At 35.2% G+C, this 25,318-nt stretch carries 24 protein-coding genes; 15 read left to right on the forward strand and 9 right to left on the reverse strand.

From position 1 onward, the window contains the following. The first annotated feature begins 475 nt into the window (after positions 1-475). From ACWG42_RS03475 to ACWG42_RS03490, 4 genes are all read left to right on the forward strand, one after another. The gene (locus tag ACWG42_RS03475; RefSeq protein WP_455790122.1) at positions 476-1,222 is read left to right on the forward strand and encodes a helix-turn-helix domain-containing protein; all 747 of its coding nucleotides are present in this window, start codon (positions 476-478) and stop codon (positions 1,220-1,222) included. A 242-nt stretch (positions 1,223-1,464) separates the two neighbouring features. Beyond that, entirely contained in the window at positions 1,465-3,582 is a 2,118-nt protein-coding gene (pulA, locus tag ACWG42_RS03480) for a type I pullulanase (protein WP_455790123.1), read from the forward strand. 159 nt (positions 3,583-3,741) lie between these two features. Beyond that, positions 3,742-4,599, forward strand: a complete 858-nt coding sequence (locus ACWG42_RS03485) for a DegV family protein (RefSeq protein ID WP_455790124.1) — start codon at positions 3,742-3,744, stop codon at positions 4,597-4,599. A gap of 77 nt (positions 4,600-4,676) precedes the next feature. Then, entirely contained in the window at positions 4,677-5,531 is an 855-nt protein-coding gene (locus tag ACWG42_RS03490) for a DegV family protein (RefSeq protein WP_455790125.1), read from the forward strand. Between the two features lie 79 nt (positions 5,532-5,610). On the opposite strand, the gene ACWG42_RS03495 is transcribed toward ACWG42_RS03490, so the two are convergent. The 9 genes from ACWG42_RS03495 to ACWG42_RS03535 all read right to left on the reverse strand — a co-directional run bounded on the left by ACWG42_RS03495 (position 5,611) and on the right by ACWG42_RS03535 (position 13,738). Beyond that, complete coding sequence (locus tag ACWG42_RS03495; RefSeq protein ID WP_455790126.1) at positions 5,611-6,381, reverse strand: anti-sigma-I factor RsgI family protein; 771 nt, start codon at positions 6,379-6,381, stop codon at positions 5,611-5,613. Beyond that, positions 6,374-6,865, reverse strand: a complete 492-nt coding sequence (locus ACWG42_RS03500; protein WP_455790127.1) for a sigma-70 family RNA polymerase sigma factor — start codon at positions 6,863-6,865, stop codon at positions 6,374-6,376. The genes ACWG42_RS03495 and ACWG42_RS03500 overlap by 8 nt, the downstream gene beginning before the upstream one ends. 61 nt (positions 6,866-6,926) lie before the next feature. After that, a complete protein-coding gene (locus tag ACWG42_RS03505; RefSeq protein WP_455790128.1) occupies positions 6,927-7,364 on the reverse strand; it encodes a hypothetical protein in 438 nt (145 codons plus the stop codon). 95 nt (positions 7,365-7,459) lie between these two features. Further along, positions 7,460-8,164 (reverse strand): 6-phosphogluconolactonase, encoded by a 705-nt coding sequence (locus tag ACWG42_RS03510; protein WP_455790129.1) that lies wholly within the window; start codon positions 8,162-8,164, stop codon positions 7,460-7,462. 100 nt (positions 8,165-8,264) lie between these two features. Next, positions 8,265-9,062, reverse strand: a complete 798-nt coding sequence (agaD, locus tag ACWG42_RS03515) for a PTS galactosamine transporter subunit IID (RefSeq protein WP_455790130.1) — start codon at positions 9,060-9,062, stop codon at positions 8,265-8,267. Continuing rightward, a complete protein-coding gene (agaC, locus tag ACWG42_RS03520) occupies positions 9,049-9,852 on the reverse strand; it encodes a PTS galactosamine transporter subunit IIC (protein WP_455790131.1) in 804 nt (267 codons plus the stop codon). Before agaC ends, agaD begins: the two co-directional genes overlap by 14 nt. Before the next feature lie 22 nt (positions 9,853-9,874). After that, on the reverse strand, positions 9,875-10,399 hold the full coding sequence (agaB, locus tag ACWG42_RS03525) for a PTS galactosamine transporter subunit IIB (RefSeq protein WP_455790132.1): 525 nt from the start codon (positions 10,397-10,399) through the stop codon (positions 9,875-9,877). Between the two features lie 17 nt (positions 10,400-10,416). Then, positions 10,417-13,143 (reverse strand): sigma 54-interacting transcriptional regulator, encoded by a 2,727-nt coding sequence (locus ACWG42_RS03530; RefSeq protein ID WP_455790133.1) that lies wholly within the window; start codon positions 13,141-13,143, stop codon positions 10,417-10,419. Between the two features lie 91 nt (positions 13,144-13,234). Beyond that, on the reverse strand, positions 13,235-13,738 hold the full coding sequence (locus tag ACWG42_RS03535) for a PTS sugar transporter subunit IIB (protein ID WP_455790134.1): 504 nt from the start codon (positions 13,736-13,738) through the stop codon (positions 13,235-13,237). A 218-nt stretch (positions 13,739-13,956) separates the two neighbouring features. Here ACWG42_RS03535 and uvrA point away from each other — a divergent pair, with 218 nt between their 5' ends. The 11 genes from uvrA (at position 13,957) to ACWG42_RS03590 (ending at position 25,279) form a co-directional block, all read left to right on the forward strand. Next, on the forward strand, positions 13,957-16,779 hold the full coding sequence (gene uvrA, locus ACWG42_RS03540) for an excinuclease ABC subunit UvrA (RefSeq protein ID WP_455790135.1): 2,823 nt from the start codon (positions 13,957-13,959) through the stop codon (positions 16,777-16,779). 4 nt (positions 16,780-16,783) lie between these two features. After that, positions 16,784-17,725: an HPr(Ser) kinase/phosphatase gene (gene hprK, locus ACWG42_RS03545; RefSeq protein WP_455790136.1), complete on the forward strand. Its 942-nt coding sequence runs from the start codon at positions 16,784-16,786 to the stop codon at positions 17,723-17,725. Positions 17,726-17,740: 15 nt separating this feature from the next. Further along, on the forward strand, positions 17,741-19,213 hold the full coding sequence (lgt, locus tag ACWG42_RS03550) for a prolipoprotein diacylglyceryl transferase (protein WP_455790137.1): 1,473 nt from the start codon (positions 17,741-17,743) through the stop codon (positions 19,211-19,213). Then, positions 19,192-20,115: a thioredoxin-disulfide reductase gene (trxB, locus tag ACWG42_RS03555; protein WP_455790138.1), complete on the forward strand. Its 924-nt coding sequence runs from the start codon at positions 19,192-19,194 to the stop codon at positions 20,113-20,115. Before lgt ends, trxB begins: the two co-directional genes overlap by 22 nt. A gap of 231 nt (positions 20,116-20,346) precedes the next feature. After that, a complete protein-coding gene (gene rapZ, locus ACWG42_RS03560; RefSeq protein ID WP_455790139.1) occupies positions 20,347-21,201 on the forward strand; it encodes an RNase adapter RapZ in 855 nt (284 codons plus the stop codon). A gap of 7 nt (positions 21,202-21,208) precedes the next feature. Next, positions 21,209-22,144 carry a gluconeogenesis factor YvcK family protein gene (locus tag ACWG42_RS03565; protein ID WP_455790140.1) on the forward strand — a complete coding sequence of 312 codons (936 nt, stop codon included), beginning with the start codon at positions 21,209-21,211 and terminating at the stop codon, positions 22,142-22,144. Between the two features lie 15 nt (positions 22,145-22,159). Beyond that, positions 22,160-23,098, forward strand: a complete 939-nt coding sequence (gene whiA / locus ACWG42_RS03570) for a DNA-binding protein WhiA (protein WP_455790141.1) — start codon at positions 22,160-22,162, stop codon at positions 23,096-23,098. Positions 23,099-23,136: 38 nt separating this feature from the next. Continuing rightward, positions 23,137-23,673, forward strand: a complete 537-nt coding sequence (locus tag ACWG42_RS03575; RefSeq protein WP_455790142.1) for a thermonuclease — start codon at positions 23,137-23,139, stop codon at positions 23,671-23,673. A 51-nt stretch (positions 23,674-23,724) separates the two neighbouring features. Then, positions 23,725-24,012 carry a helix-turn-helix domain-containing protein gene (locus ACWG42_RS03580; protein WP_455790143.1) on the forward strand — a complete coding sequence of 96 codons (288 nt, stop codon included), beginning with the start codon at positions 23,725-23,727 and terminating at the stop codon, positions 24,010-24,012. 21 nt (positions 24,013-24,033) lie between these two features. Next, the gene (locus ACWG42_RS03585) at positions 24,034-24,360 is read left to right on the forward strand and encodes a DUF2101 family protein (RefSeq protein WP_455790229.1); all 327 of its coding nucleotides are present in this window, start codon (positions 24,034-24,036) and stop codon (positions 24,358-24,360) included. A gap of 4 nt (positions 24,361-24,364) precedes the next feature. Beyond that, the gene (locus tag ACWG42_RS03590) at positions 24,365-25,279 is read left to right on the forward strand and encodes a GNAT family N-acetyltransferase (RefSeq protein WP_455790144.1); all 915 of its coding nucleotides are present in this window, start codon (positions 24,365-24,367) and stop codon (positions 25,277-25,279) included. The last annotated feature ends 39 nt before the right edge of the window (positions 25,280-25,318 follow it).

A 25,318-nucleotide genomic window follows, 5' to 3' on the forward strand; every position in this document is an offset into this window, starting at 1 on the left:
TTAAGTCAGGGAAAAGATGGAAGTGGTAAGTAAGCTTATGTAGGTTTTCAAAAAAGATATGAGCAATGGAAATATGACTCTCACCAGGACGATAAGAATCACAATGATTATGTTTAGAAGCAATCTCTTTTTTTGCGAAAACAGAAGAGTCTTTAATCAAAAAAATCACCTATAGATAGTATACTATATCTACAGGCGAAATTTAATCTTTCGGAATGTCCTTCAGGACATCTTTTTTATGAAATAATGATACCAAGATTTAGCATACATCCTCTTCATGTAAATTTAGAATATAAGGTGTAAATGGTAAGAAAAAAGGGTTTTGTGCGTGTTTGCAACTCAAATTTGACAAAATGCATTCGTTTGTATACAGAATTTAACAATAGATTTTGATACCATATAGTCAAGTAAAGAAAGAAGAGGATTAGTCTTATGAAATTTCATGAAAAACTATATAAGTTAAGAAAAAAAAGGAATGTCACAAGAGGCATTGTCACAGCAATTGCACACTTCACGCCAAGCAGTTAGCAAATGGGAGAGTGGTCAAGGGTTTCCAGATACTAAGAAGTTACTCATGTTGGGGAATATTTTTGAAGTCTCTATGGATTATTTATTAAAAGATAACGATGAACAAACAGAGAGCTCTATGAATGGTTATTATGTAAGTAAAGAAATGGCATATGCATTTATAGACAGCGAAAAACGTTTGAATGGGTTAATATCATATGGTGCTGGATTCGTGATCTTATCAGGAGTTCCGTATGTGATTTTTCAAAATCAAGAAAATCTAAGAATTATATCTATGGCAGTCTTAATCGCAATTGGTGTGGCGATACTAATTATGGGTGCGCTAAAAGATGTACAAAAGTACAAGGTATTTCGTAGAGAAGTATTGTTGTTTGATGCACAGTTCTTAAAAGAACTTACAATTGAATACAATCAACATCATCGCAAATTGATTGTGTTGGCTTTCTTTGGCGCCATGTTGTTAGTAATAGGGTTTATACCTATTGTTATGGTAGTGAGGGATTATATTCAAATGGATGTTATTGGTCCTTGGTATGCATTATCCTTCTTATTGATTGCGATAGGTTTTATATGTTTTGTTGTGGCGATTTCATCCATTGAAACATATCAATTGCTTGTGAAGAATAGTGAGTATACCAATCGTTTGTTTGTTAAATTAAGATGGAAGATTAGAAATTATTTAGAACATTTGTAGTTTATTAAATAAATTGGTATGTGCATGATTAGAAAATGGTCGGAAAGTTGAGTATGCTTATGTTATACTCATATTTTTCGACTATTTCTATTGATTTTAAAATAATTGATACAAAAAAAGGGAATCATATTGAAAAAATAATACACAAAATGCAAAATTATGTTACATAAACGTATAAAATACACGCATGAATAAGCGAAACATCATAAAATTTGGTATAATAGTAACAAGGTGGTTAGATTATGAGACAAAGAGAATATTATGAAGCATATTTAGACGATTATCATAAAATTATCGTTTATATGTCAAAATTAAGTTACGATGGAGCAAGTAACCGTTTTTATTTGCGCGATGATGTAGGAAATATTATGGAATTAAGTATTCAATCGATTGAAACGACTCCAAACAATTACAATAAGTACACGTTAAAATTACGCTCAGATATTGTTATGGGAAATGAATATGAAGTTGTACATCAACATGCGCGGGCTACAATATTGCAATATAGTGGTATTGTGAAGACTGCTCTTTTTGATGAAACATATTATTATGATGGAAATGATTTAGGGTATACATACAATCATTCATCCACCAGTTTTGCACTTTGGGCACCAACTGCATTCCGTGTAAAATTAGAAGTGTTGAAAAATGGTGTAGTTAAGACATATGAAATGATAAGAAGTGAACAAGGTGTATTTCGATTTGAAGTGAAGGAAGACTTAGAACATGCGACCTATGTATATCATGTAAGAGTGAATGGAAAATGGGAAGAAAGTATTGATCCTTATGGAATAGCCTCTACAGAAAATACCAAGCGTTCCGCGATTGTTGACCTACGAAAGATTCGTGTAAAAGATGCGTCTTTACCCGCTATGAAGAGTGTATGCGATGCAATCATCTATGAAGCAAGTGTACGCGATTTTACAATGCAAAGAGGATGTGGAGTTAGTCAAAGAGGAAAGTTTCAAGGGTTTGTGGAAGAGAATGAAGATACGATTGAAAAACAAACAGGTTTTACATATTTAAAATCACTTGGGATAACACATGTACAATTGATGCCTGTATTGGATTTTGGAAGTGTGGATGAAATTTATCCAAAGTTACATTATAACTGGGGGTATGACCCTGTACAATATCGTACATTCGAAGGAAGCTTTAGTAGTGATCCTTTTCATCCGTATGATCGAATATTTGAATTTGTTGGACTTGTGGAACAATGTCATAAAGCGGGCATACGTGTGAACTTAGATGTTGTGTTTAATCATGTATATGATAAAGAAACTTCATCTTTTGAGAAGGTTGTGCCAAATTATTATTTCCAAATGAATGAACATGGAGACTTTTCAAATGGAACATTCTGTGGAAATGATATGGATTCCAAGAGGAAGATGTGTTCTAAGTTTATCGTGGATACTTGTGTCTTTTTGACGAAGACATATCACATCGATGGAATGCGTTTTGATTTGATGGGTATTCTAGATATTGATACAATGAATGCAGTTGTACGTGAATGTAGAAATATCAATCCTGATTTTATGGTGTATGGAGAAGGATGGAATATGCCAAGTTTTCTGGATAGTGATGAGCGAGCAAGTATTGATAATCAAGCAAGGATGCCTCAAGTAGGACATTTCTCTGATCGTTTTCGGGATGTGGTGAAAGGGCGTACGGCTACAAATGAAGCCAGTGTGAAGGGATATTGTTCTGGGGATACCTATTTATTGGATATCATGAAAAACGTCCTGAGCGCAAGTTGTACGTATGAGGGTATGGGGCCAATGTTCTCCCATCCAAGAAATGCGATTAACTATGTAGAATGTCATGATAATATGACATCTTGGGATAAATTAAAAGAGTGTTGTAAAGAAACTAGTAAAGAGGAACGTATACAAATACAAAAGATGTTAAATGCGGCTTGTTTACTAGCACAGGGTGTTCCATTTCTTCACTGTGGACAAGAATTCTCTAGAACAAAACATGGAAAAGCAAACACCTATGAAGATAGTGATGAAATTAATCATGTAGATTATGAACGTCGTAACCAATACCAAAGTATCGTAGAAGCTACGAAGGATTTAATTGCGATTCGTAAGAAGTATGCATGCTTGCGTTACGAGACAAAAGAAGAAGTGGAACGATATGTAAGCTTTGAAGATATCAATTGTGTTGTTTTACTATATCGTATCCAAGATGAAACACATGATATGCTGATTTGTTTCAATCCAAGCCAACAAAAGTATTTTTATGATTTACACAAACCGTATACCTTGTTGTACAATAATGGAGGTAGTGAAGATATCCTTATGGATAAAGTGGAACTACAGCCTTATAGTGTAATGATTTTGCATAGATATCAATAGCTAAGTGTTGTATTGGGATGTAAGGTTATAGTATGTATAATCAGTGTTGTTTGACATTCAAACAGAAATTGTTATAATGATACAGGATAATTTGTGTATAGTTATACAAATTACGTGTAAAATGTTACATATAGCATATTAGAAAAAGGAGCGAATCTTATGAAAATCGCAGTGGTCACAGATAGTGGTAGTGGTTTCACAAAACAAGAAGCACTCGACAAAGGAATTTACTTTTTACCTTTACAGATTATTATAAACGATAACATGTATTTAGACGGTGTTAATATTACCGTTGAAGAAATATACGAATCTTTACGCAATGGCGCTATGCCAACAACTTCTATGCCTCCAATGGGGCTTATGGAAGAATTGTTTATGCAACTTAAGAAAGATGGCTATGATGAAGTAATCGCAGTTACATTAACTTCTGGATTATCATCTACAGCATCTATTATGCAGGCAACAGCAAAACAGTGTGAATTACCAATTCATATGGTAGAATGTTATTCTACATGTAACATAGAAGCTTACTTAGTAACATGTGCAAAAGCACTTGTTGATCAAGGATTGGAAGCAACAGAAATCGTAGCTCGTCTTGAAGAGAGTGTTGCCTCTAGTAATACATTGATTGTGCCAGATGATCTACAACATTTAAAACGCGGTGGTCGTTTAACGCCTTTAGCTGCGGCATTAGGTGGACTATTAAAAATCAAACCAATCTTACAATTGAATAAAACAAGTGAAGGTAAGGTAGATGTGTTTGATAAAGTACGTACGATGTCAAAAGCACAACAAAAAGCAATTGATACATTTGTGGCTGCTGGATTAAATGATGATTATATGTTAACTGTTCTTCATAGTGGAGCGCCAATCGAAGGGCAAAAGCTAAAAGAACAAATGGAAGATACATTCCCAGGATTACATATGACATTCGGTTTGATTGGGGCAGTTATCTCGGCACATACAGGATTAGGTTGCCTAGGAATTCAATATATTCGTAAAGTAAAAGGTGCATAAAATCAAAGATATCGGCGCAAGCTGATGTCTTTTTTTTGGAAAATAAGGTATAATAAAAAAAATGGGAGGAATTCATTATGAAAATTGCTTTTGTGACAGATAGCGGTACTGGAAAAACCGTAGAAGAAATGAAACAGGCAGGCATCTTTAGTGTTCCATTACAAGTAAGCTATGACCATAAAAACTATCAAGATTTAGAAGAATTAAGTCTAGATAAAATATATCAATTGATGCAAGAAGGGAAGATGTTATCAACATCACTTCCATCCCTTGGCATGATTGAGGAATTGTTTACAAAAATAAAAGAAGATGGCTATGAGATGATCTTTGCTGTACCAATTTGCACAGGATTGAGTGGTACAATCAATGCGATGAAGCTAAGTGCAGATACGATAGGGATTCCATTTGAATATGTGGATTGTCATGTAACTGCAATTGTACAAGAATATATGATTCGTACAGCTAAGAAACTATATGAAGAGGGAAAAGATCTTTCTCAAATAAAAGAGGTATTAGAAAGAGTGGTAGAATCTACGAATACTTTGTTGTTGCCAGATGATTTACAACATTTAAAAAGAGGAGGGCGTTTAACTCCACTAGCGGCAACTCTTGGTGGTCTCTTAAAAATTAAACCTATTTTAAAAATAAACAAAGAAACAAATGGAAAAATAGATGTTGTGGATAAGGTGCGTACGATGCATAAAGCAATGGATACAGTCATCGAAATCATGAAGAAACAACGTGTGGATGACACTTATTCTATTACAATTGCACATGCAGATGATGAAAAAGGCGCCAATGTCTATATGGAAAAAGTGAAAGCGGCTTTTCCAAATGCAAAACATGATATCATAAAATTAGTGAGCGTTGTTGGAGTGCATACTGGTAGAGGTTGCCAAGCTATTCAATTCTTTAAAATGATCACTGAATAAATTACAATAAAGTGTAAACCTATTTTAATCAGTGAATAGGATTGCGCTTTTCTTATGAAAAAGACATGGAAATAAGGCTCTACTTTCCATGTCTATGTCTATTTTGGTTGTTCTTTTCGTGTGGTTGACCTTTGCTTTCATCCGACCTGTTTTGACAGTTGGATGGTACTGCGGACGCATCATATGTTTCTAAAATCGTATACAACTGAGCCATTGACATAGCTGTTAGATCTTCAAGACTATAACTAGAATCATAGCTTTGTATCATTTCAATAACACGATATTTTCCAAAGGATGTGTGATGCCTATTTGCTTCTTCATGTGTTTGTTCACCAACCTGAGCGCAGTGATAATTGTCTTCACTTAAGTTGGATTGCAAATAGGTTTGTACTAAATTTTCTAATTCTGTCGCATCATTGTTTTTGCTGTATACACCAACTTCTAAGATACCATCTTTTAAATAGGCATCATATGAAGGATTGGTTAATAATAAACGAACTGCATCTTCTAGAGATTTATTCTTCAAATCGATACGATCTATAATCTTTTGTGCATCTTGATTGTATGCTTTTACTTGAATCACTTGATATGTTGTATCTAGCTGGAATTCAAGACTTGGGTTAATATCAAATGAAACAAAAGCGACTGCTTCTTTTGTATTAGGTTCCTGATTCAAGTGTGGAATGAAAAAGGAAAACATACAAATAAGAACTACAACAGCGCTCGCGAGAATGGATTTGGTGTATCTTGGAGTAGTATGTCGTTGATGATTGAGCACATATTGTAGAGTGCTTTTTTTTGTTTCTTCACTACAATGTAGTTGATTTAAATCTTTGAGTTTATCATGCAAAATCATCACCTCCCAGCATTCCTTTTAATTGTTCTCTAGATCGACGAAGCCAAGTTTGAATCGTGTTGTCTTTTCGCTTTAAAATCTTTGCTATTTCTGATGTGTTGTAACCTTCATAATAGTATAGATAGATAACGGATTTATAAGGATTCTTAAGTTTAAGCACAGATTGTAATACTTCAGGATGTTGTGCATCGGGCAATGTATGGTTACAATAATCAAAGAGTTCCATTTCGTTATGTAAGGATACATTCTTTCGAAACCATACACGTAGGTTATCTTTACATGCATTAATACTGACACGTATGAGCCATGCTTTTTCATGTTCACGGCTTTCGAAGGAAGATGCATTTGCATATTTTAAGAAGACATTTTGAAAAACATCATCCACATCACATTGCTGTTTCATATGAATAAAGCATATTTTTTTTACCATGTCTCCATATTGGTCTATTGCAAATCGCAATTCTTCTTCACTTCTCATAGTTCCCTCATTCCTATAAGTATATTATAAAGCATATTTCTTTTATTGAAATCTTAAATTATCAACTACGATTCCCGTGATGTTTACCATTTGCATGTTGCCTACCTGAACCATTACAATTTGGTGTTCCCGCTCCTTGGTTTCTTCTGGCATGAGTACCATCGCAATTTTCGTGATTTTGTGTACAAAGAGCATTATGCAACCCATCGCAGTTTTCGTGTCCTTGTGGACATAGCGTGCTATGTTGACCATCACAGTTTTCATGTCCTTGTGGACAATAGATGGTAGGTTGTACTGGTGTTGTTTCTTCTACAACTGTGGGTTTTATTTCATTTGTAGCAGTTGTATTTAAAGATTTAACGATGCTAGCAATATTGGATAACTGCTTTGCAGGAATTGTTGATTCTGCCTGAATGTTAAGTGTACCTCCTAGTAAAATAGCACCAGTTCCTAAAAGTGACAATGTCGATGTAATAAATATTTTATTCTTCTTTTTCATGTTAATTCCTCCTGTTTTCACTATATATACGTTTGCGACTTGTAAAGCCGTTCAAAAAAAGAAAAAAACTCAAAAATTTTTGAGTTTTCTAAGTATTATTCGAATTGTGACGTATCAACCAAACAAACACAGTTTGTATGAAGCCATAGCATAGAAGCTGGAACTTGTGTTGTGATAGTTCCACTCATAAAGTCTTTATAGGCATCTTCTTTTGATGAACCACTTACGAGCATAAGCACTTGTTTGGACTTAAAGATACCGTCCATTCCAATAGTCATTCCACTTTCCACATGCTCTCCTTTGATCATATCATGTGTTTTCGTTTTTGAGTTAAGCATAACTTGATGGCAACCAAGAGTTAACTGTTGACTAGGTTCGTTTAATCCCAAATGGGCATTCATACCTAATCCCAAAATCATGACATCGATAGGATGTTCTTTTAAATAGGTTTCTACTTTTATTAGTTCTTGTGTTACATCCACTGCATTGGATGTAAACTCTATTAGGCATTTGGGTTTCATATAGAGTTTGTCTAATAGGTGCTGTTTGATAAAGGTATGGCAAGTAGAAGGATGATCTGGTTCTAAACCATACCATTCATCTAATTTAACAAATGTAACATTTGTTAAATCAATGCGTTGTTCATTGATCTTGTGTACCAGAAGTTCGTACATCCTTTTGGGTGTACTGCCAGTAGCTAGACATATTACTGCATCGTTCTTCTTTTGGATGGTATCTAGTAATAGGTCACATCCTTGTATTGACATTTGTTCATAGGTGTCGCTATGTATAATCTGCATAGTATGTTCCTCTTTCTAGTGATAAAAGAAGGCAGCATCGTCCATATGCATTGCCTTCTTTCTGTTTATTTATTCACGTTTCAATTTGATAAATGATGGTTTATAACAATCCAATCCAAGAACCAAGGATAGAAAGGATAAGGATTCCTACGATTAATACAATTGGATTTGCTTGTTTTTTCTTCAATAACCAGAATAATAATAAAGTTACGCACATTGGTAATAAGTTAGGGAAGATACGATCGAAGAATTCTGTTTGAACAGCTACTTCAATACCTCCATCAACCTTAATTACAGGTAATAAAGAAATTTTAACATAAGAAGCAATCAACGCACCGATAACTGTGATACCAAGGATAGTTGCAGAGTTTGCGATAGCATCTGAGTTTTCTGTAATCATATCGATAGATTTTGTACCTAATGTATATCCTAAACGTGTCCATACGATACGTAAGATCCAAATAGCTACATAAACACCGAAGAAGATAATTGGTCCAAGTACAGAACCTTGTGATGCGAATGAACAAGAAATACCAGCTGTAATTGGTAATATAGTAAACCAGAAGATAGCATCTCCAATACCAGCGATAGGTCCAAATAATGCAAGTTTTAAACCTTTGATTGCATCACGTGTTCCTCCACCTTCTTCTAATGACATCATAAGCCCCATTAAGAAACCAACAAGGTTAGGATGTGTGTTAATAAACTCAAGGTTATCTGTCATTGCGCCAGATAATGCTTCTTTATCGTCTCCATAAACTTTTTGTAAAGCAGGTAACATAGCCCATGTAAATCCACAAGCTTGCATTCTTTCATAGTTGAAAGATGCTTGTAAGAATGAAGAACGAACACCAAGCATGGTGATATCGCGTTTTGTTAGTTTTTTAGATTCCGACATGTGAACTACCTCCTCCATTACTGCTATTCTTTACTGCTTCTTCAATTTCGTCTTTACGTTGTTTTGCCCCGAAGAAGTCAATTAACGCAAATACAGAACCTAATAAAGCAACTGGCAATAAGTTTGGCATTACACAGAAGCAAGCCATTAAGAATCCTGCGATGAAGTAAGGAATATATTTTACTTTCATCATAACACGTAATAACATACCGAATCCAACTGCAGGTAAGATACCACCAGCTACTTCAAGACCATGTGTAATAACTGCAGGTAAACTATTTACGAAGTCTGCCATAGGTTGTTGTGCTACATACGTACATAAGAATGCTAGTACACCATAAGTTAATGAAATAATAGCCATTGTTGCGAAGTTGATTTTTGCAATTCCTTTTACATCAGCTTGTGCAGCACATCTGTCTGCTTTACCCATAAAGAATGAGAATGCTGAGTAATAGAATAGGATTACATATTGTCCCAAGAATGAGAATGGTAAACATAATCCCAATGCAGTTTGAGGACTGCTTCCTGTTGTATAAGCCAATACTGTTCCCATCAGTCCAGCGAATACAGGGTTAGGTGGTTGTGTTCCACCAGCTGGTGTAAGACCTGCAAAGGCAAGCTCTATTAATGCACCAACTTTAAGACCCAATGTTAAATCTCCCAAAATAAGTCCAGTTAATGTTGAAACAATTAATGGACGGAAAATAAAGAATGCTTCTAGGAAGAAGTCAAGACCAACGATAATTGTCATTATGGTTAGCATGATTCCTTGTATTAGTGTAATCTCCATAATCTTTCATCTCCTCTTTCGTTTAGATTGTAGTTTTTGATTCACCAGGGATATCTTGTGCATACACGTTGATTCCCTTTGAAGATAAGAACTTCAAATCTTCCATGTCATTATCATCTACATATACTTTCTTTGTGATGGCATGTTTACCATCAGAGAAGTGCATGTTTCCGACATTGACATCTTGTAGTTCTACACCTAGTTCGACCAAGCGTCGTACATCTTTCGGTGTGCGGCAGACAATAAATATCTTCTGCTCAGGTGCTGCGTTTCCGATAATAGAAGCGGTTTGTTCGATCGTAAAGAATCGAATTCCAACTCCTGAAGATTTAGCGGTCACACCCATCAATGACTGTTGCATCTTATCATTTGCAGCAACGTCGTCAGCGACAACGATGAGATTGGCTCCGATTGTCTTTGTCCAAACAACTCCAACCTGACCATGTACCAGACGATTGTCGATTCTGGTAAGTATAATGTTAGGCATTATTCCACCTCCAATCACCATTCTACTAGCAAAAAGTGTGCCATCTTCTGTCGGTGGCACGCTTTCTCCTTTGTTTATCAGCTTTTATTGAAATAATTTAAAACATAAAGAACTTCCACATCAGGTATCTCGACACTATATCGCATTTCTGCGCCACTAAATGCATCACGTACCTTTTCAATGACATCTTTCTTTGATTCTAATTCTTCATTCATACCCTCTACCTCACTAATTCCTTGTTTTAAAATCAAACGCTCAATCAAACAACTGATATGCACGTATAATCCTAACTTTCTAGTAGAGTCTAGTTCTTCATTTAGATTAAACTCTAAATCTTTTACAATTTCTTCCACATCATCAATGATTTTTTCACCATTTAAAATCGTTAAATGATTTACAATATTCGATAGGGTAAATGTTTTTAAGATATTTTGATTAAAGCTTGCTAGGTCCTCCCCATTGAGATAAAGGCTCATCAGCTGCCATAAAGCACCAGTTTCATCGTTCATCATAACATCTTCAACGGCTAAGAATTTCTTATCATTGATTTTTGGATCCAACGTACCGATTAAAAGATCAACATTGTAACGGCTGAATATCGCATCCTTCGTTCCATTTTCTACTAAGGATTGATAATCATAAGGGATGATTTCTAAATCAATTTTGTGTGGAAGCGAGCTTTTTAGTAACTCACTAATTTTTTGTGCTGCCCCAAACCCTGTTGCACATACAGTAAGAATAGCATTCTTTTTGCTCTTTCCTTCTAAGTAGTGTGTAGATAATTGATATCCCGAAGATACAGCCTCTAATATTTCAATGGCGCTTTGCCCTTGTTTTAAAAGGTTTCCAACTTCTAAAGCCATTGCTGTAGATACATTGTTGATCAATCCAATATTACAATTAGATATAGGTTTGATACAGTTGTAAATTTCTTCCAAGCTTCCCATATCTACCAAGAACATCAATTCTTGAATAGGGTCTTTACGTTTCAAATAATCATCTGCGAGTTGTGCCACTTTATCAATCGAGATGTTAATTTCCATATCAATCCCATCAAAGATATATTGTCCAAGCATACGATTCACGGTATCCGCTATACAACTTGCGGTAGAATACCCATGGCATAAGATAACACCCACAGCAGGATTACTTTCTTCATGTTCATACCCAATAAAGGCAATTGTAATAATGGACATTAACAAATCATCAAGTTCAATATCCAAGTTCAATTCCACATTGTCCACTACCTCATTGGCGATACTACTAGAGCGAGGTACTTTTTCTTTCAAGATATTTTTCATATCTTCTACCATTTCGTAGTGTTCAGATATCCATACTTTCGCATCCACTACGTGCTTAGAGTATTCAACTAGGACACGTGAATATATTTTAATTTCACTATTAGGAACCGCAAGTGAGTATTTATTCATCACAATGGAATAAATCTTATCTAGCATTTTTAATAAATAATCTTCGTTGGTATTTTGACGATAACGATTGGAGAACATAATATAGTCAATATAACTTTGTATATGTTCTTTCGCTTTTTCTAGAAAAGTGTGAAATTGGTTATCCTTCAATAAATACTCTTCATATAGATCTAAAAGACGATCGTATAAATGCAAGAAAGGGGAAGCATAATTCATGGTACTTTTAAGTTTGGAGATAGGGATCATTGTTTCTTGTATTGTTCCTGATGATTTTAATTGTACCGTGGTCATTGGTAAGAATATATAATCAGGAAGGTGAGGGATCTCAATGCGTAAAGCATTGTCTTGTCGATTGGTTAAGAATGCATTCGCACAAGCAGCTTTAATTGCATTTTTCATAGCTCCTATATTGCCAGGGAATTCAAAATCCATCAACGATTGATAGGCAAGGTTACTAATGAAAATTTCTTTTCCTAGTCGTTTGCTTTCGTTTGTAAAAATTGTATATATAAGTTCTCGTTTTTCTATCAAAGGGCGTTCCTTTAAAGAAGGAATTGTGACTGTAATGGGAATACGACGCAACAATGTTTTTAGTAATACGTTTTGTGGATCTTCTGTTGTCGCGAAAATAAGTCGACATTTGGAATGGAACCAGTTTTCATTGTCTCCAACTTTATGATACATTCCCTTATCCATAAAGAAGAATAATTTTTCTTGACACTCAGCTTTTAAACAATGCACCTCATCTAAAAATAAGATGCCTCCATCCGCAAGGGATATAAGTCCTGGGTTATCATCGTCTGCACCTGTATAGGCTCCTTTTACATGACCAAATAGATTGGCCGTTAAAAGTTCTGGGTTATTGGCGTATTCTGAACAGTTCACACTTACAAATTTACGTTGTGTATCGATGATATTTTGATGCAAGGCATATTCATACATCAAAGAGGCAATCATGCTTTTACCAGTTCCTGTAGGACCATGAATAAGAATAGGGAGTCCACCAGGATATGTAATGGCAGCCTTGCAATGCTCTACAACATTATGAAGCGAATTGTTGTATCCGATAAGAAGTTCAAAATCTTCTGGTAAATCACAAAAAGATTCTACAAATTCTTGAAAAGATGCAAAGACTCCATCTCCCTTTACTTGACCAAACTTTTCTTCTACCATTTTTCGATCATAGAAATACACTGGCCTTGAATTGATTTTAACAACTTCTTTTTCTTTTACTTTTTCATTTAAATATTGGGAAACGGTATTGCGACTAATCTGCAAGGTATCCGCAATTTCACTTGCGGTAAACACAGGGTTTTCCTTGATGATATTTTCTTTACAACGTTTCTTTAATTCGTTTATAACGAGTTCTTTCATTACGATCACTCCTTAAATTTTATATTAGCATTATTCTTCTTGTTTTGAAAGATAAATCCTACAAATTACTGTGTATAAAAGAAAGCGAAGCTTATCTACGCTTCGCCATCGTTTCATAATCTAATTTTCCAACTTTTTCTACAACTGCCCCAGGAACATCCTGATAGAAGAGCTCCGCTCCTTGATCAATCATATAGTTAAAGTCTTCAATATCTTGTTGTGTTAGATATACTTTGCGATTAAAAGGTACTCTTCCTTTTTCATAGTGCATATTTCCTACATTGATGTGATGAGCAGGGATTCCATGTTCAATTAACAAACGTATTTCATGAGGAGTTTGTACTACTAAAAAGAGTTTTTGGTTACTCTCGTTTTCAAGAAATACATGAATAAAATCCGCAACGCTATAAAAACGTATCGCAACATTGGCATTTCTTGCGATACTTTGCATAAGTTTCTGCGCAAAAGAACTAGTTGCGGCAGAGTCGTTAATAACAACGATAGTATCTACGTCCAAAGAGTTTGTCCATGTAAGTCCTACTTGGCCATGTACTAAGCGATTATCAATTCTTGTCAATCGTATTTTTGCTTGCATAATCTTACCTCGTTTTCTATATTGTACTATTTTTTTCGATAAAATGAAAATGAATGATGAAAAGATAGCATTTGTATAGGAATAGCTTGTAATAGAACAAGCCTTAGAAAGATGAAAGAAGTATTGAGAAACTAAAAAAATCCTCAATTCTTGTGCGAAAAGTTAGTTATTTTGGGAATACTAATGTATAATGTAAAGGTAGTTTGGAGGTCATAAATATGAGTCATGATTTTATAGATATTAAAGGTGCAAGAGAGAATAACCTTAAGAATATAGACATTAAAATTCCTAGAGATAAATTCGTTATTATGACAGGGGTATCTGGTTCTGGTAAGACATCCTTGGCATTTGATACCGTTTATGCAGAAGGACAACGCCGGTATGTAGAATCTTTAAGTGCATACGCAAGACAGTTTCTTGGGAATAGTGAAAAACCTGAGGTGGATTCCATCGAAGGACTTTCTCCATCCATTTCCATTGATCAAAAAACAACGAGTAATAATCCTCGTTCCACAGTAGGAACAGTAACGGAGATCTATGATTATTTGCGTTTGTTATTTGCTAGAATTGGGGTACCATATTGTCCTAATCACAATGAACCTATCACATCTCAAACTATTAAACAAATGGTGGATCGTGTTATGGAGATTGAAGATAAAACAAGACTGATGATTATGTCTCCAATTTCTCATGGACAAAAGGGAACACATAAAGATTTGTTTGAGAAGTTGCAGAAAGATGGATATATCCGTGTACGTGTAGATGGTGAACTGAAGTTACTAGAAGATGTAGAACCATTAGAGAAGAATAAGAAGCACAATGTAGATGTAGTAATTGATCGTATTGTAAAAGGAGAAGATCGTTCTCGTTTACATGATTCATTAGAAACTGCATTGAAAATGAGTGATGGGTTAGCCATCGTATCCTATAAGGATGAAGAGATTTTATTCTCTAGTAATTATTCTTGTAAATTTTGTGGATTCTCTATTCCTAAATTAGAACCTCGTTTATTTTCATTCAATGCTCCATTTGGATCATGTGATGTTTGTAAAGGATTAGGAATCACTCAAAAAGTAGATGTGGATTATTTGATTCCAGATCGTAACAAATCCATTCGTAGAGGTGGAATCATTTATTATAAAAATATCGCTGGCACGGAGAATTTAGAATGGCAGCGCTTTAAGGCGTTATTAGATTATTATGAAATTAGCATCGATAAACCAATTAAGAATTTCACAAAGGAAGAATTGGATATTGTATTGTTCGGTTCAAAAGATTTAATTACTTATAAGTTGGAATCAAGAAGTGGAAATGTCATGAAGAAAACGGAGTTTATTGAAGGAGCATGTACGTTGATTGAACGTCGTTATATGGAAACAACGAGTACGATGTCAAGAGAATGGTATGCGACGTTCTTAGCAGAAGCTCCATGTCCAACATGTGGTGGAAAAAGATTGAATGAACAAGCATTGAGTGTACGTGTAGGTGGTTTAAACATCTATGAGTGGACAACGATGTCTATCAAACAAGCGGTTGCTTTTATGGAGCAATTGAAACTTACTACACAACAAGAAGGAATCGCGAAATTAGTAGTAAAAGAAATTAAAGAACGTCTTGGCTTCTTATTCAATGTTGGATTAGGTTATTTAACATTGGATCGTTTGGCTGGTTCTCTTTCAGGAGGAGAAGCGCAACGTATTCGTCTAGCAACACAAATCGGGTCTCATTTGAGTGGCGTGTTGTATGTGTTGGATGAGCCTAGCATTGGGTTACATCAACGTGACAATGATCGCTTGATTGGTGCTTTGAAAGATATGCGTGATTTAGGAAACTCCTTAATTGTTGTAGAACATGATGAAGATACGATGTTAGCGTCTGACTATATCATTGATATAGGACCAGGTGCTGGAGTGCATGGTGGAGAAGTAGTCGCGATGGGGACACCGAAAGAAGTTATGGAGAACCCTAATTCTATTACAGGACAATACCTTAGTGGAAAGATGAAAATCGAAATACCAGAAAAACGTCGCAAAGGCAATCGTAAGAAGCTTGAGGTTGTATGTGCAAGTGAAAATAATCTAAAGGATGTAAGTGTGAAATTTCCTTTAGGAAGCTTCACTGTGGTTACAGGAGTGAGTGGCAGTGGGAAGTCATCGTTGATCAATGAAGTATTATCAAAAGGACTAATGCACGAACTAGGCAGAGTAAGAATCAAGCCTGGAAAACATAAAACTATTAAGGGTGTTCAACATATCGATAAGTTAATCGATATCTCACAAGATCCAATAGGAAGAACCCCACGAAGTAATCCTGCTACATATACAGGTGTGTTTGATGATATTCGTGATTTATATGCACAAACACAAGACTCTAAAATGCGTGGTTATGAGAAAGGTAGATTCTCATTCAACGTTAAGGGAGGACGATGTGAAGCTTGTCAGGGAGATGGAATCTTACGTATCTCTATGCACTTTTTGCCAGATGTATATGTGCCATGTGAAGAATGTGGTGGAAAACGATACAACGAAGAAACGCTACAAGTTACCTATAAAGGAAAGAACATCTATGATGTTTTAGAAATGACAGTAGAAGAAGGTATTGAATTCTTTACAAACGTGCATAAAATTAAACATAAGCTACAAACGTTAAAGGATGTTGGCTTAGGATATATTAAGTTAGGACAAAGTGCAACAAGTCTATCTGGAGGAGAGGCACAACGTGTGAAGTTGGCGAGTGAATTACAACGTAAGGCAACTGGGAAAACATTGTTTGTGTTAGATGAACCTACAACCGGATTACATACCCATGATGTGAAAAAATTATTAGAAGTATTACAACGCATCGTGGATAATGGCGATACAGTCATTGTTATTGAACATAACTTGGATGTGATTAAATGCGCAGATTATATTGTGGATTTAGGACCTGAAGGTGGAGATGAAGGTGGAGAAATCATTGCTTGTGGTACTCCAGAAGAAATCATCGAAGTAGAAAGAAGCCATACAGGTCAATATCTAAAGAAAGTATTGCAGAGAGGATAACAACATGGAAGAACAAACTAGTGTAAAAGTTAAAACACTAATGGACAACTTTGATTTTGAACAAATAAGTGGGAATTTAAAGTCCTTAGAAAGACCAATCGTAATGGCAGATACCAATCGCCCTGGTTTGGAGCTTGCGGGATTCTTTGAGAACTCTCAAGCAAAACGTTTGGTAATCTTAGGAGATAAAGAAATTGCGTATATTCAAACGATGAGTGACGCGAAACAGCGCAAATCATTTGATTTTATTACGGATGAAGAAACACCTGCAATTATTATTACGAAAGGACATGAATGTCCTCCAATATTAAAACGTTGTGCAAAACGTAAAAATTTTCCAATCTTTGCCTCACAGTCTTCTACAACACGTTTGATTGTAAATATAGCAAGTTTTCTTGATGAACAACTCGCTACTAGCAAGTGTATTCACGGAGGGCTATTATCCATTTATGGAAAGGGTGTTTTGATTACTGGGGAAAGTGGAATGGGGAAAAGTGAAATTGCATTAGAATTAATTAAAAGAGGACATTTATTAGTTGCGGATGATCGTGTAGATTGTTATCGTATTCATAATAAAATTATTGGGAAAGCACCAGAGCTATTAAGAGAAATGTTGGAAATACGTGGTATTGGTATCATCAATGTTTCTAGAATGTTCGGTGTAAGTTCTGTTCTTCCTAAAACAGAGATTGATTTTGAAGTTCGCTTAGAAACATGGCAACCAAATCAAGATTATGATCGCGTTGGGATTGAAGAGAAAAAACATGAGAATATCTTAGGTATTGATGTACCTAAAATTATCGTTCCAGTTCGAGAAGGTCGTTCTATGGCAGTTATCATTGAGTCTGCAGTTACCAATTTCTTATTGGGTGAAATGGGACTTGATAGCGCAAAAGAGTTTGAACAACGAGTTTTAGATTATATTGAAAAAAATAAGAACGCTTAACGAGGAGGATGATTCATGACTTTTTTTCCAGATATGAAGACTGTACTAACGATTGGTTCTTTACATGTTACTTGGTACGCAATTTTTATTTTGACAGGTGCATTCCTTGCCTACTTTCTGTCGTTACGTCAGTTTAAAAAATGGGGATATAACGAAGCAATATTTGAAAACTTCTTCTTAATGATGTTGCCAATTGGTGTTATTGGAGCACGTATCTATTATGTTATATTTGAATGGAATGAGATTTATTTCCAAGATCCAATACGTATATTCTTTACATGGGAGGGTGGATTAGCCATTCATGGAGGAATTATAGCTGCGAGCATCTTTGGTTTCTTTTATTTTAGAAAGCACCGCTGTGATTTGTTGCGTATTGCGGATGTGATTTTTCCAAATTTAATGATTGCGCAAGCGATAGGACGTTGGGGAAATTTCGTCAATCAAGAAGCATTCGGTGGTATTGTAAGTGCAGATTATTATAAACATTGGCCTGCCTTTATTAGAGATAACATGTACATTAATGGAGAATATCATCAACCTACGTTCTTGTATGAAAGTGTAGGAAACATCCTTGGTTTTTGTCTTATTACCTTTATCTATAAAAAGTATGGTAGAAAAAAACGTGGAGATTTAGCGTGGGCTTATCTAACGTGGTATGGAATGGTGCGTTTCATTGTAGAGGGAATGAGAACTGATTCTTTGATGATTGGTTCCTTACGTATGGCGCAAATCATTTCCCTAGTAGGCGTGTTTATAGGAGTACTTGGTATTTTTGGAGTTTGGAATTCTTTATTTAAGAAATATTGGCCATTTCGTAAGAACAAGCCAGTTGTGATATTTGATTTAGATGGTACCTTAGTTGATACCAAAGATTTAGTCTTTGCGTCTTTTGTTCATACATTTAAAAAATATAAACCAGACTATGTATTAAGTGAGGAAGAATTGTATTCTTTTCTAGGTCCAACCTTGAAACAATCATTCGCACGTTACTTTGATGCTAGTTTGGTAGATGAACTTATAGCATATTATCGAGAGTTTAATCATAAAGTTCATGATGAGTATGTAAAAGAAGTTCCTCATGTAAAAGAAACCTTGCAGTATTTAAAAGAGAATGATTATGATATTGCGATTGTTAGTAACAAGCTTCAAGAAATCGTACGAATGGGACTTCGTAAATTCGACTTAGAACAATATTTTGATGTGGTAATTGGCAGTGAGGATATGGAAAAAGCAAAACCAAGTCCTAAGGGTTTATTGAAAGCATGTGAATTGCTTCATAGAACACATGATGATATTGTGTATGTAGGTGATGCACCTAGCGATATCCGGACATGTAAAAATATGGGAGCATATTCTGTTGCCTTCATATTAGAAGATAATCGAGCAAATGAAATGATGAAGGAAAAACCATGTGCATTTATCACGGATATGAAAGAATTGATTACGATTCTAAAGGAGGAACAAGAATGGAGCGACGTTACGATTTAGTTATTATAGGCGCTGGGCCAGCAGGTATGAGCGCTGCGATTTATGGTAGTCGTGCAGGATTATCTACTGCCATGTTAGAAGCAGGCGCGCCTGGTGGAAAACTTATTAAGACGGCTGAAATTAGCAATTGGCCAGGAATTATTGGAACCAATGGAGCACAATTAGCGAGCGATATGTTTGAACATTCTACGACATTTGGCGCAGAGTATATTTATGGAAATGTTATCAAAGTAGAAGATGGTGCGGAGTATAAAAAAATCATCTGTGATGATGATCAGGTATACGAAGCAAAAGCAATCATTGTCGCAACAGGAACATTAGAGCGAATGATGAATATTCCTGGAGAAGAAGAAAACATTGGTAGAGGTGTATCGTATTGTGCAGTTTGTGATGGAGCCTTTTTCCGCAATCAAGAAGTATGTGTGATTGGTGGGGGAAACTCTGCATTAGAAGAAGCAGGTTATCTAACACAATTTGCAAATAAAGTAAACATTATCATACGTAGAGATCAATTTCGTGCAGATAGCATTGTACAAAAATCAATTGAAAACAATCCAAAAATCAATGTCATTACGAAGCATGTACCGCTACGTGTAGTGGATGATGGAAAACGTGTGACTTCTTTGGTCATTAAAAATGTGGATACAGGGGAAGAAACAACATTAGAGACAAATGGTATCTTCCCATATATCGGACTAGATCCTGCAACACATTTTCTAGAAGGTTTACCAGTACTTGATGAGCGTGGATATATTCTTGTGGATGAGAACTGTGAAACTCAAGTAAAAGGTATTTATGGTGCAGGAGATGTGATCGAAAAGAAACTTCGTCAAGTGGTAACTGCGACAAACGATGGAGCAATTGCGGCACAACATGCATTTCATGAAATAAAGAAACTGTAACAACAAAATTTTGTGTATTCAAAGTTAAACAAACAGCATGAGTAAATTTGTGCTGTTTTTATTTGTATTAGTTTATGTCGTATCTTATGAGTAGAGATTAACTTTGTATCGCTTTTTCTTTTTGATTATAGGATTTGTGCGTTTATGTTTTAGACGAAAATAAAGGCGCATATCCGCTTTGAACTAGCACAATAAGCTAGCCTGTGGTAAACTATTTATGAGGTGGTAACTATGAACGAACAAAATGTAGTACTGATAACAGGAATGTCTGGTGCTGGAAAGACAACTGCTATGGGTGTGCTGGAAGATATGGGGTATCACTGTATCGATAATTTCCCTGTACAATTGATCGAATCCTTAGGGAAAATCATCAATACAAAACCAGATCCAAGATACAGCAATATAGCGTTAGCTACCACAGCCATTGATTATCCAAAATTTTTACAATATTTTGAGAATATCGATGTGAATGTCCGTGTTGTATTCTTAGACGCAAGCAATGAAAAATTATTGTTGCGTTATAAATTTACGAGAAGACATCATCCAATGATGATGTTCTCAAAAGCGAACACGTTAGAAGAAGCAATCGAAGTGGAAAGAGATATGTTTAATGCGTTGAATGAACGTGCTGTACTTCATATTGATACAACAAAGATGGGACAGTCTGAATTAAAAGATGTATTGATGGAGAAACTATCTTTAAATAGTAAATCAGTGTTCTCTATTTCTTTTGTATCTTTTGGTTTTAAGCATGGGGTTCCCATGGATGTGGATTTAGTATTCGATGTCAGATTTCTTCCAAATCCATACTATATAGAAGAACTAAGAGAATTGACGGGAGATGACGCTCCTGTTTATGATTATGTTTTAAGCTTTGATCAAACAAAAGAGTTTATACGTCATATGAAGAGCTTTTTAGATTATGTATTTATTCAATATAAGAATGAAAAGAAGAACCATTTGACGGTAGGAATTGGCTGTACGGGAGGACATCATAGAAGTGTGTCTTTGACGAATTGGCTATATTCTCACTATCATGATCAGTACAATTGTTATAAGTCACATCGTGATAAGAAAGTAGGCTAAACAATATATGAAAAACGTAGTAGTAATTGGAGGCGGGACTGGTCTTTCTGTTATGCTTCGCGGACTTAAACAGATTGAAAACATCAATCTTTCTGCGATTGTAACGGTTGCGGATGACGGTGGTAGTACCGGAAGGATACGACGTCAGTTTCATATTCCTGCCATGGGTGATATTCGTAATGTAATGTGTGCGATGGCTCCAGAAGAGACCATATTTACATCTTTGATGAATTTCCGTTTCGATGGAGAAGAAAGTGATGTAGGTGGACATAATCTTGGAAATCTTATTTTAACTGCGCTTACGCAAACAACGGGAAGTTTTATGGAAGCAATTTCTACCTTCTCAAAGTTTTTAAATGTAAAGGGTGATATTATCCCCTCTTCATTAGAAGTACTGACGTTGTATGCAGTTATGGAAGATGGTACCATTGTGCGTGGAGAAAGTAACATTCCAGATTTTAATAACCGCATTGATAAAGTATTCTATCAAGAGAAAGTAGCGCCTACACAAGAGGCTTTACAAGCAATTCATGAGGCAGATGTCATAGTGTATGGGATTGGAAGTTTATATACAAGTATTTTACCAAATGTGATTGTGGATGGAATTGTACAACAATTGAAAAAGAATCCTGTAAAGAAAATATATTTTTGTAATGCGATGACACAACCTGGAGAAACGGACAACTTTACGTTGGAAGATCATGTACGTGCTTTAGAAAAGCATGCATTTCCAGACGCAGTGGATATCGTAATTACTCATAATAATCGTGCAAGTGAGGAATTGTTGAAGAAATATGAAGGTATGGGAAGTGTGCCTGTACGAATTTGTGAAAAAGAACATCACTACCAAATATTAGAACGTGATGTTTTAAGCTTTGAGGAAGACTTGATTCGTCATGATTCCAATAAAATACGCGATGTATTAATAGAGTTAATAAAATAGTTAGGATGGATAAAGATGTCATTTACAACAGATGTAAAAGCACAGATAGCGGGAAATGATTTAAAGCCATGTTGTATGAAAGCAGAACTTACTGCAATCATTCAGATGTGCTCCACTTTGAATTTTACTTCTGAGGGAATGCATATCACCATGAAGACCGAAAATGCGACAACCGCAAAACGTGTATTCAAATATGTAAAAGAATTATACAATGTGGAAACTCAGTTATCAGTAATTAAAAAGATGAAACTGAAGAAAAATAATGTTTATGTAATTCGTGTGACTACAAAAGCTATGGATATTTTGAAGGATCTTGAAATCTTTAATGAGAAAGGATTACAAGCTCATCCAAGTGCAAAGATGGTTCGTAAGGATTGTTGTGCGAGAGCTTATCTTGCAGGAGCCTTTTTATCAGGCGGGTCTGTAAATTCGCCTAGTAAGTCGAATTATCATTTGGAAATTAGCACGAGCAATTTGGATTTGGCTGTATTTATTGAAAAACTAATGCATCGATTTGAGTTGCCAGCAAAACATATCAAACGCCGCAATCAAGAGGTTGTGTATATTAAGGCAAGTGATAAAATCAGTGACTTCTTGCGTTGTGTAGGGGCAAGTGATGCCGTATTTACGTTTGAAGATAGTCGTATACAAAGAGATTTTATGAATTCTTTAACAAGACTTGATAACTGTGAATTGGCAAATGAAATGAAAAGCATTAGTGCGGGAAAACGACAATTAGAAGATATTGAATGGATTGAAAACTATCGTAGTCTAGATACCTTGCCAGTTAAGCTTCAACATGCGGCAATGGCTAGAAAAGAATATCCAGAAGCAAGTCTAGTAGAGCTATGTGAGTATTGTGAAGATGAATTTGATGAAACGATTTCAAAATCTGGAATGAAACATCGATTCGCAAAGATTAAAGAACTTGCGGATCAATATCGAAAAGTATAGAAGTTCAATAAAGGTGCAAACTGTTAGAGGGTGATGTTATGAAAAGAGCCATTCTAATGCTTGCACTTTTTCCTTTTATACATAGTACTGCCTATAAAGTGGAATTTGTAAGTTGTGAAAAAGATAAAATAGTTGTAAAACATGAACAAGAAGATGTAAATATCACATTGTTTAACACCAAGATTGTAAATGAAAAAGGATGGAAAGAAACATGTGAAATCATAGAGAATGCAAAAGAGCTGAAAATGGAAATAGATCCTTCCAGTAAGATTGAAGAAACATTGCCAGTCTATCTTTTCGCAGATGATACGCTTGTTCAAGAAGAACTTATGAAAAAATCGTATGCCTATCCAATGATCAAAAATCCCGAATATACCTATGAAAAACGATTGGAAGCTGCCTATCAAACAACACAAACTTTAGCAAAATCAACGGATATAAAAACAGATCATGGTTATGCTATCGTCGCTCCTCTATATTTAGGTGCTGTTTTTTTGATTTGGTTTTTTATGGCTGCGTATATGTTTTGGAAACATCGTAAAAAAGTTGAAAAAAGTAGAAAAAAAGAAATGTAAAAACAGATGTGATATGATACAATACAACCAAGAAAGGATCGTGGGATAACTATGGCGAAGAATATCGCAATAGATACCCAATCTGCCTTAAAAAAGGAGTTGAATACAAAAGCAGATCATTACGACAAAACACAACTGCGTATCGAGGCTCGTTTCGGATGTAATGTCCGATGGTATCGTAAACAACGTCATTTAACGCAGGATCAGCTAGGGTTTCTATGTGGGCTGAATCAAAATTATATTTCGGAGATTGAACGTGGTCAACGAAATGTGACGTTACGAGTCATGGATTTGATAGCCAAGGCATTGGGTATCAGTGCTGATGAACTCATCAGGTAAAGAGGGAACTTCCCTCTTTTCATTCACAATCCATTAAATTTATATTATAATGAAAAGGAAAGTGAGGTAACGCATATGGAAACAATTATATATTTACTTGTAGTGTGTTTCATAATATTCTTGGTAATTTCTTTATTGCCAATTATTTTGCCGATTGTTTTAATTATTGTGATTGCGTTGACTCTATATATATTATATATCAGACGTAAATTCATGAAACGCATGAATGAATATGATGAAGATACGACAAGAGTGTTCCGTGATACAACATACGAAAGTTATGGAAACCAGAAACCGAATGATGATGTAATTGATGTAGAATATACAGAATCAGAAGATAATAGGTGATGATATGATTCGGGAAACTCTAGTGAATGAGAAAAATGAAGTGTTCGACTTATGGAAACTATCCTATCCAACACAGAATGAAACCTATTTAAAGTTTTATTTTGATGAAATCTTTGATCAAGGAGTAGGGATTGTAAAAGAACAAGATGGAAAGATTGTTAGTAGTCTTCAAATGAACTATCATGTTTTCCAATTTCATGGAAAGCAATTAAAGGCTAGTTATATTCTTGGCGCTTCTACACTTCCAGATTATCGTAGACGTGGTCATATGCGCACTCTTATGCAATCCATACTAGATGAAGCCAGTCATAACTGCCTTATCACATTGATTAAGGCGTTCAACCCAAAGGTATATGATCATTTTGGTTTTGATGTAGTGTATTATAGAAAAGGATACACACTTACAAGAGAGAGCTTACATAAAGTGACAACACAACGTGTGAGTGAAGACTGTGAGGCAAAAGAACTATTAGAAGCATATCGACAGTTCATTGTGCGTTTTGATGGCTACTATGCTAGAGATATCAAATATTATGAAACATTACTTAAAGAACTAGAATTAAAACAGAAACATGTATTGGTGTATCGTGGTGAGCATAATGAACTATTAGGGTATATCATATATCAAGTAAAAAAGAATGATGTGGTTGTACAAGAAGCAATCTATATGAATTCGTCTGTGTTAAAGCGTTTGTTGAAGAGAGCGATGGGTGTGGAAAAAGAAATTACTGTCATGGTATCTTCATGTGAGAGATTAGAACGAATATTTCCATTAGCAATTCCTAAAAAACAACCATATTTGATGGCACGTATTAATAATTATGCGCTGTTCAATAAGCTGTATAATGTAAAGGTTAAAAATGTACAAGAAGCATTTGAAATATTAAAGAAACCATTATGGTGTCATGAATATTATTAACAGAGGAAGATAACCTCTGTTTTTATTAGGTGAAGAAAA

Source organism: Amedibacillus sp. YH-ame10 (assembly GCF_053848885.1).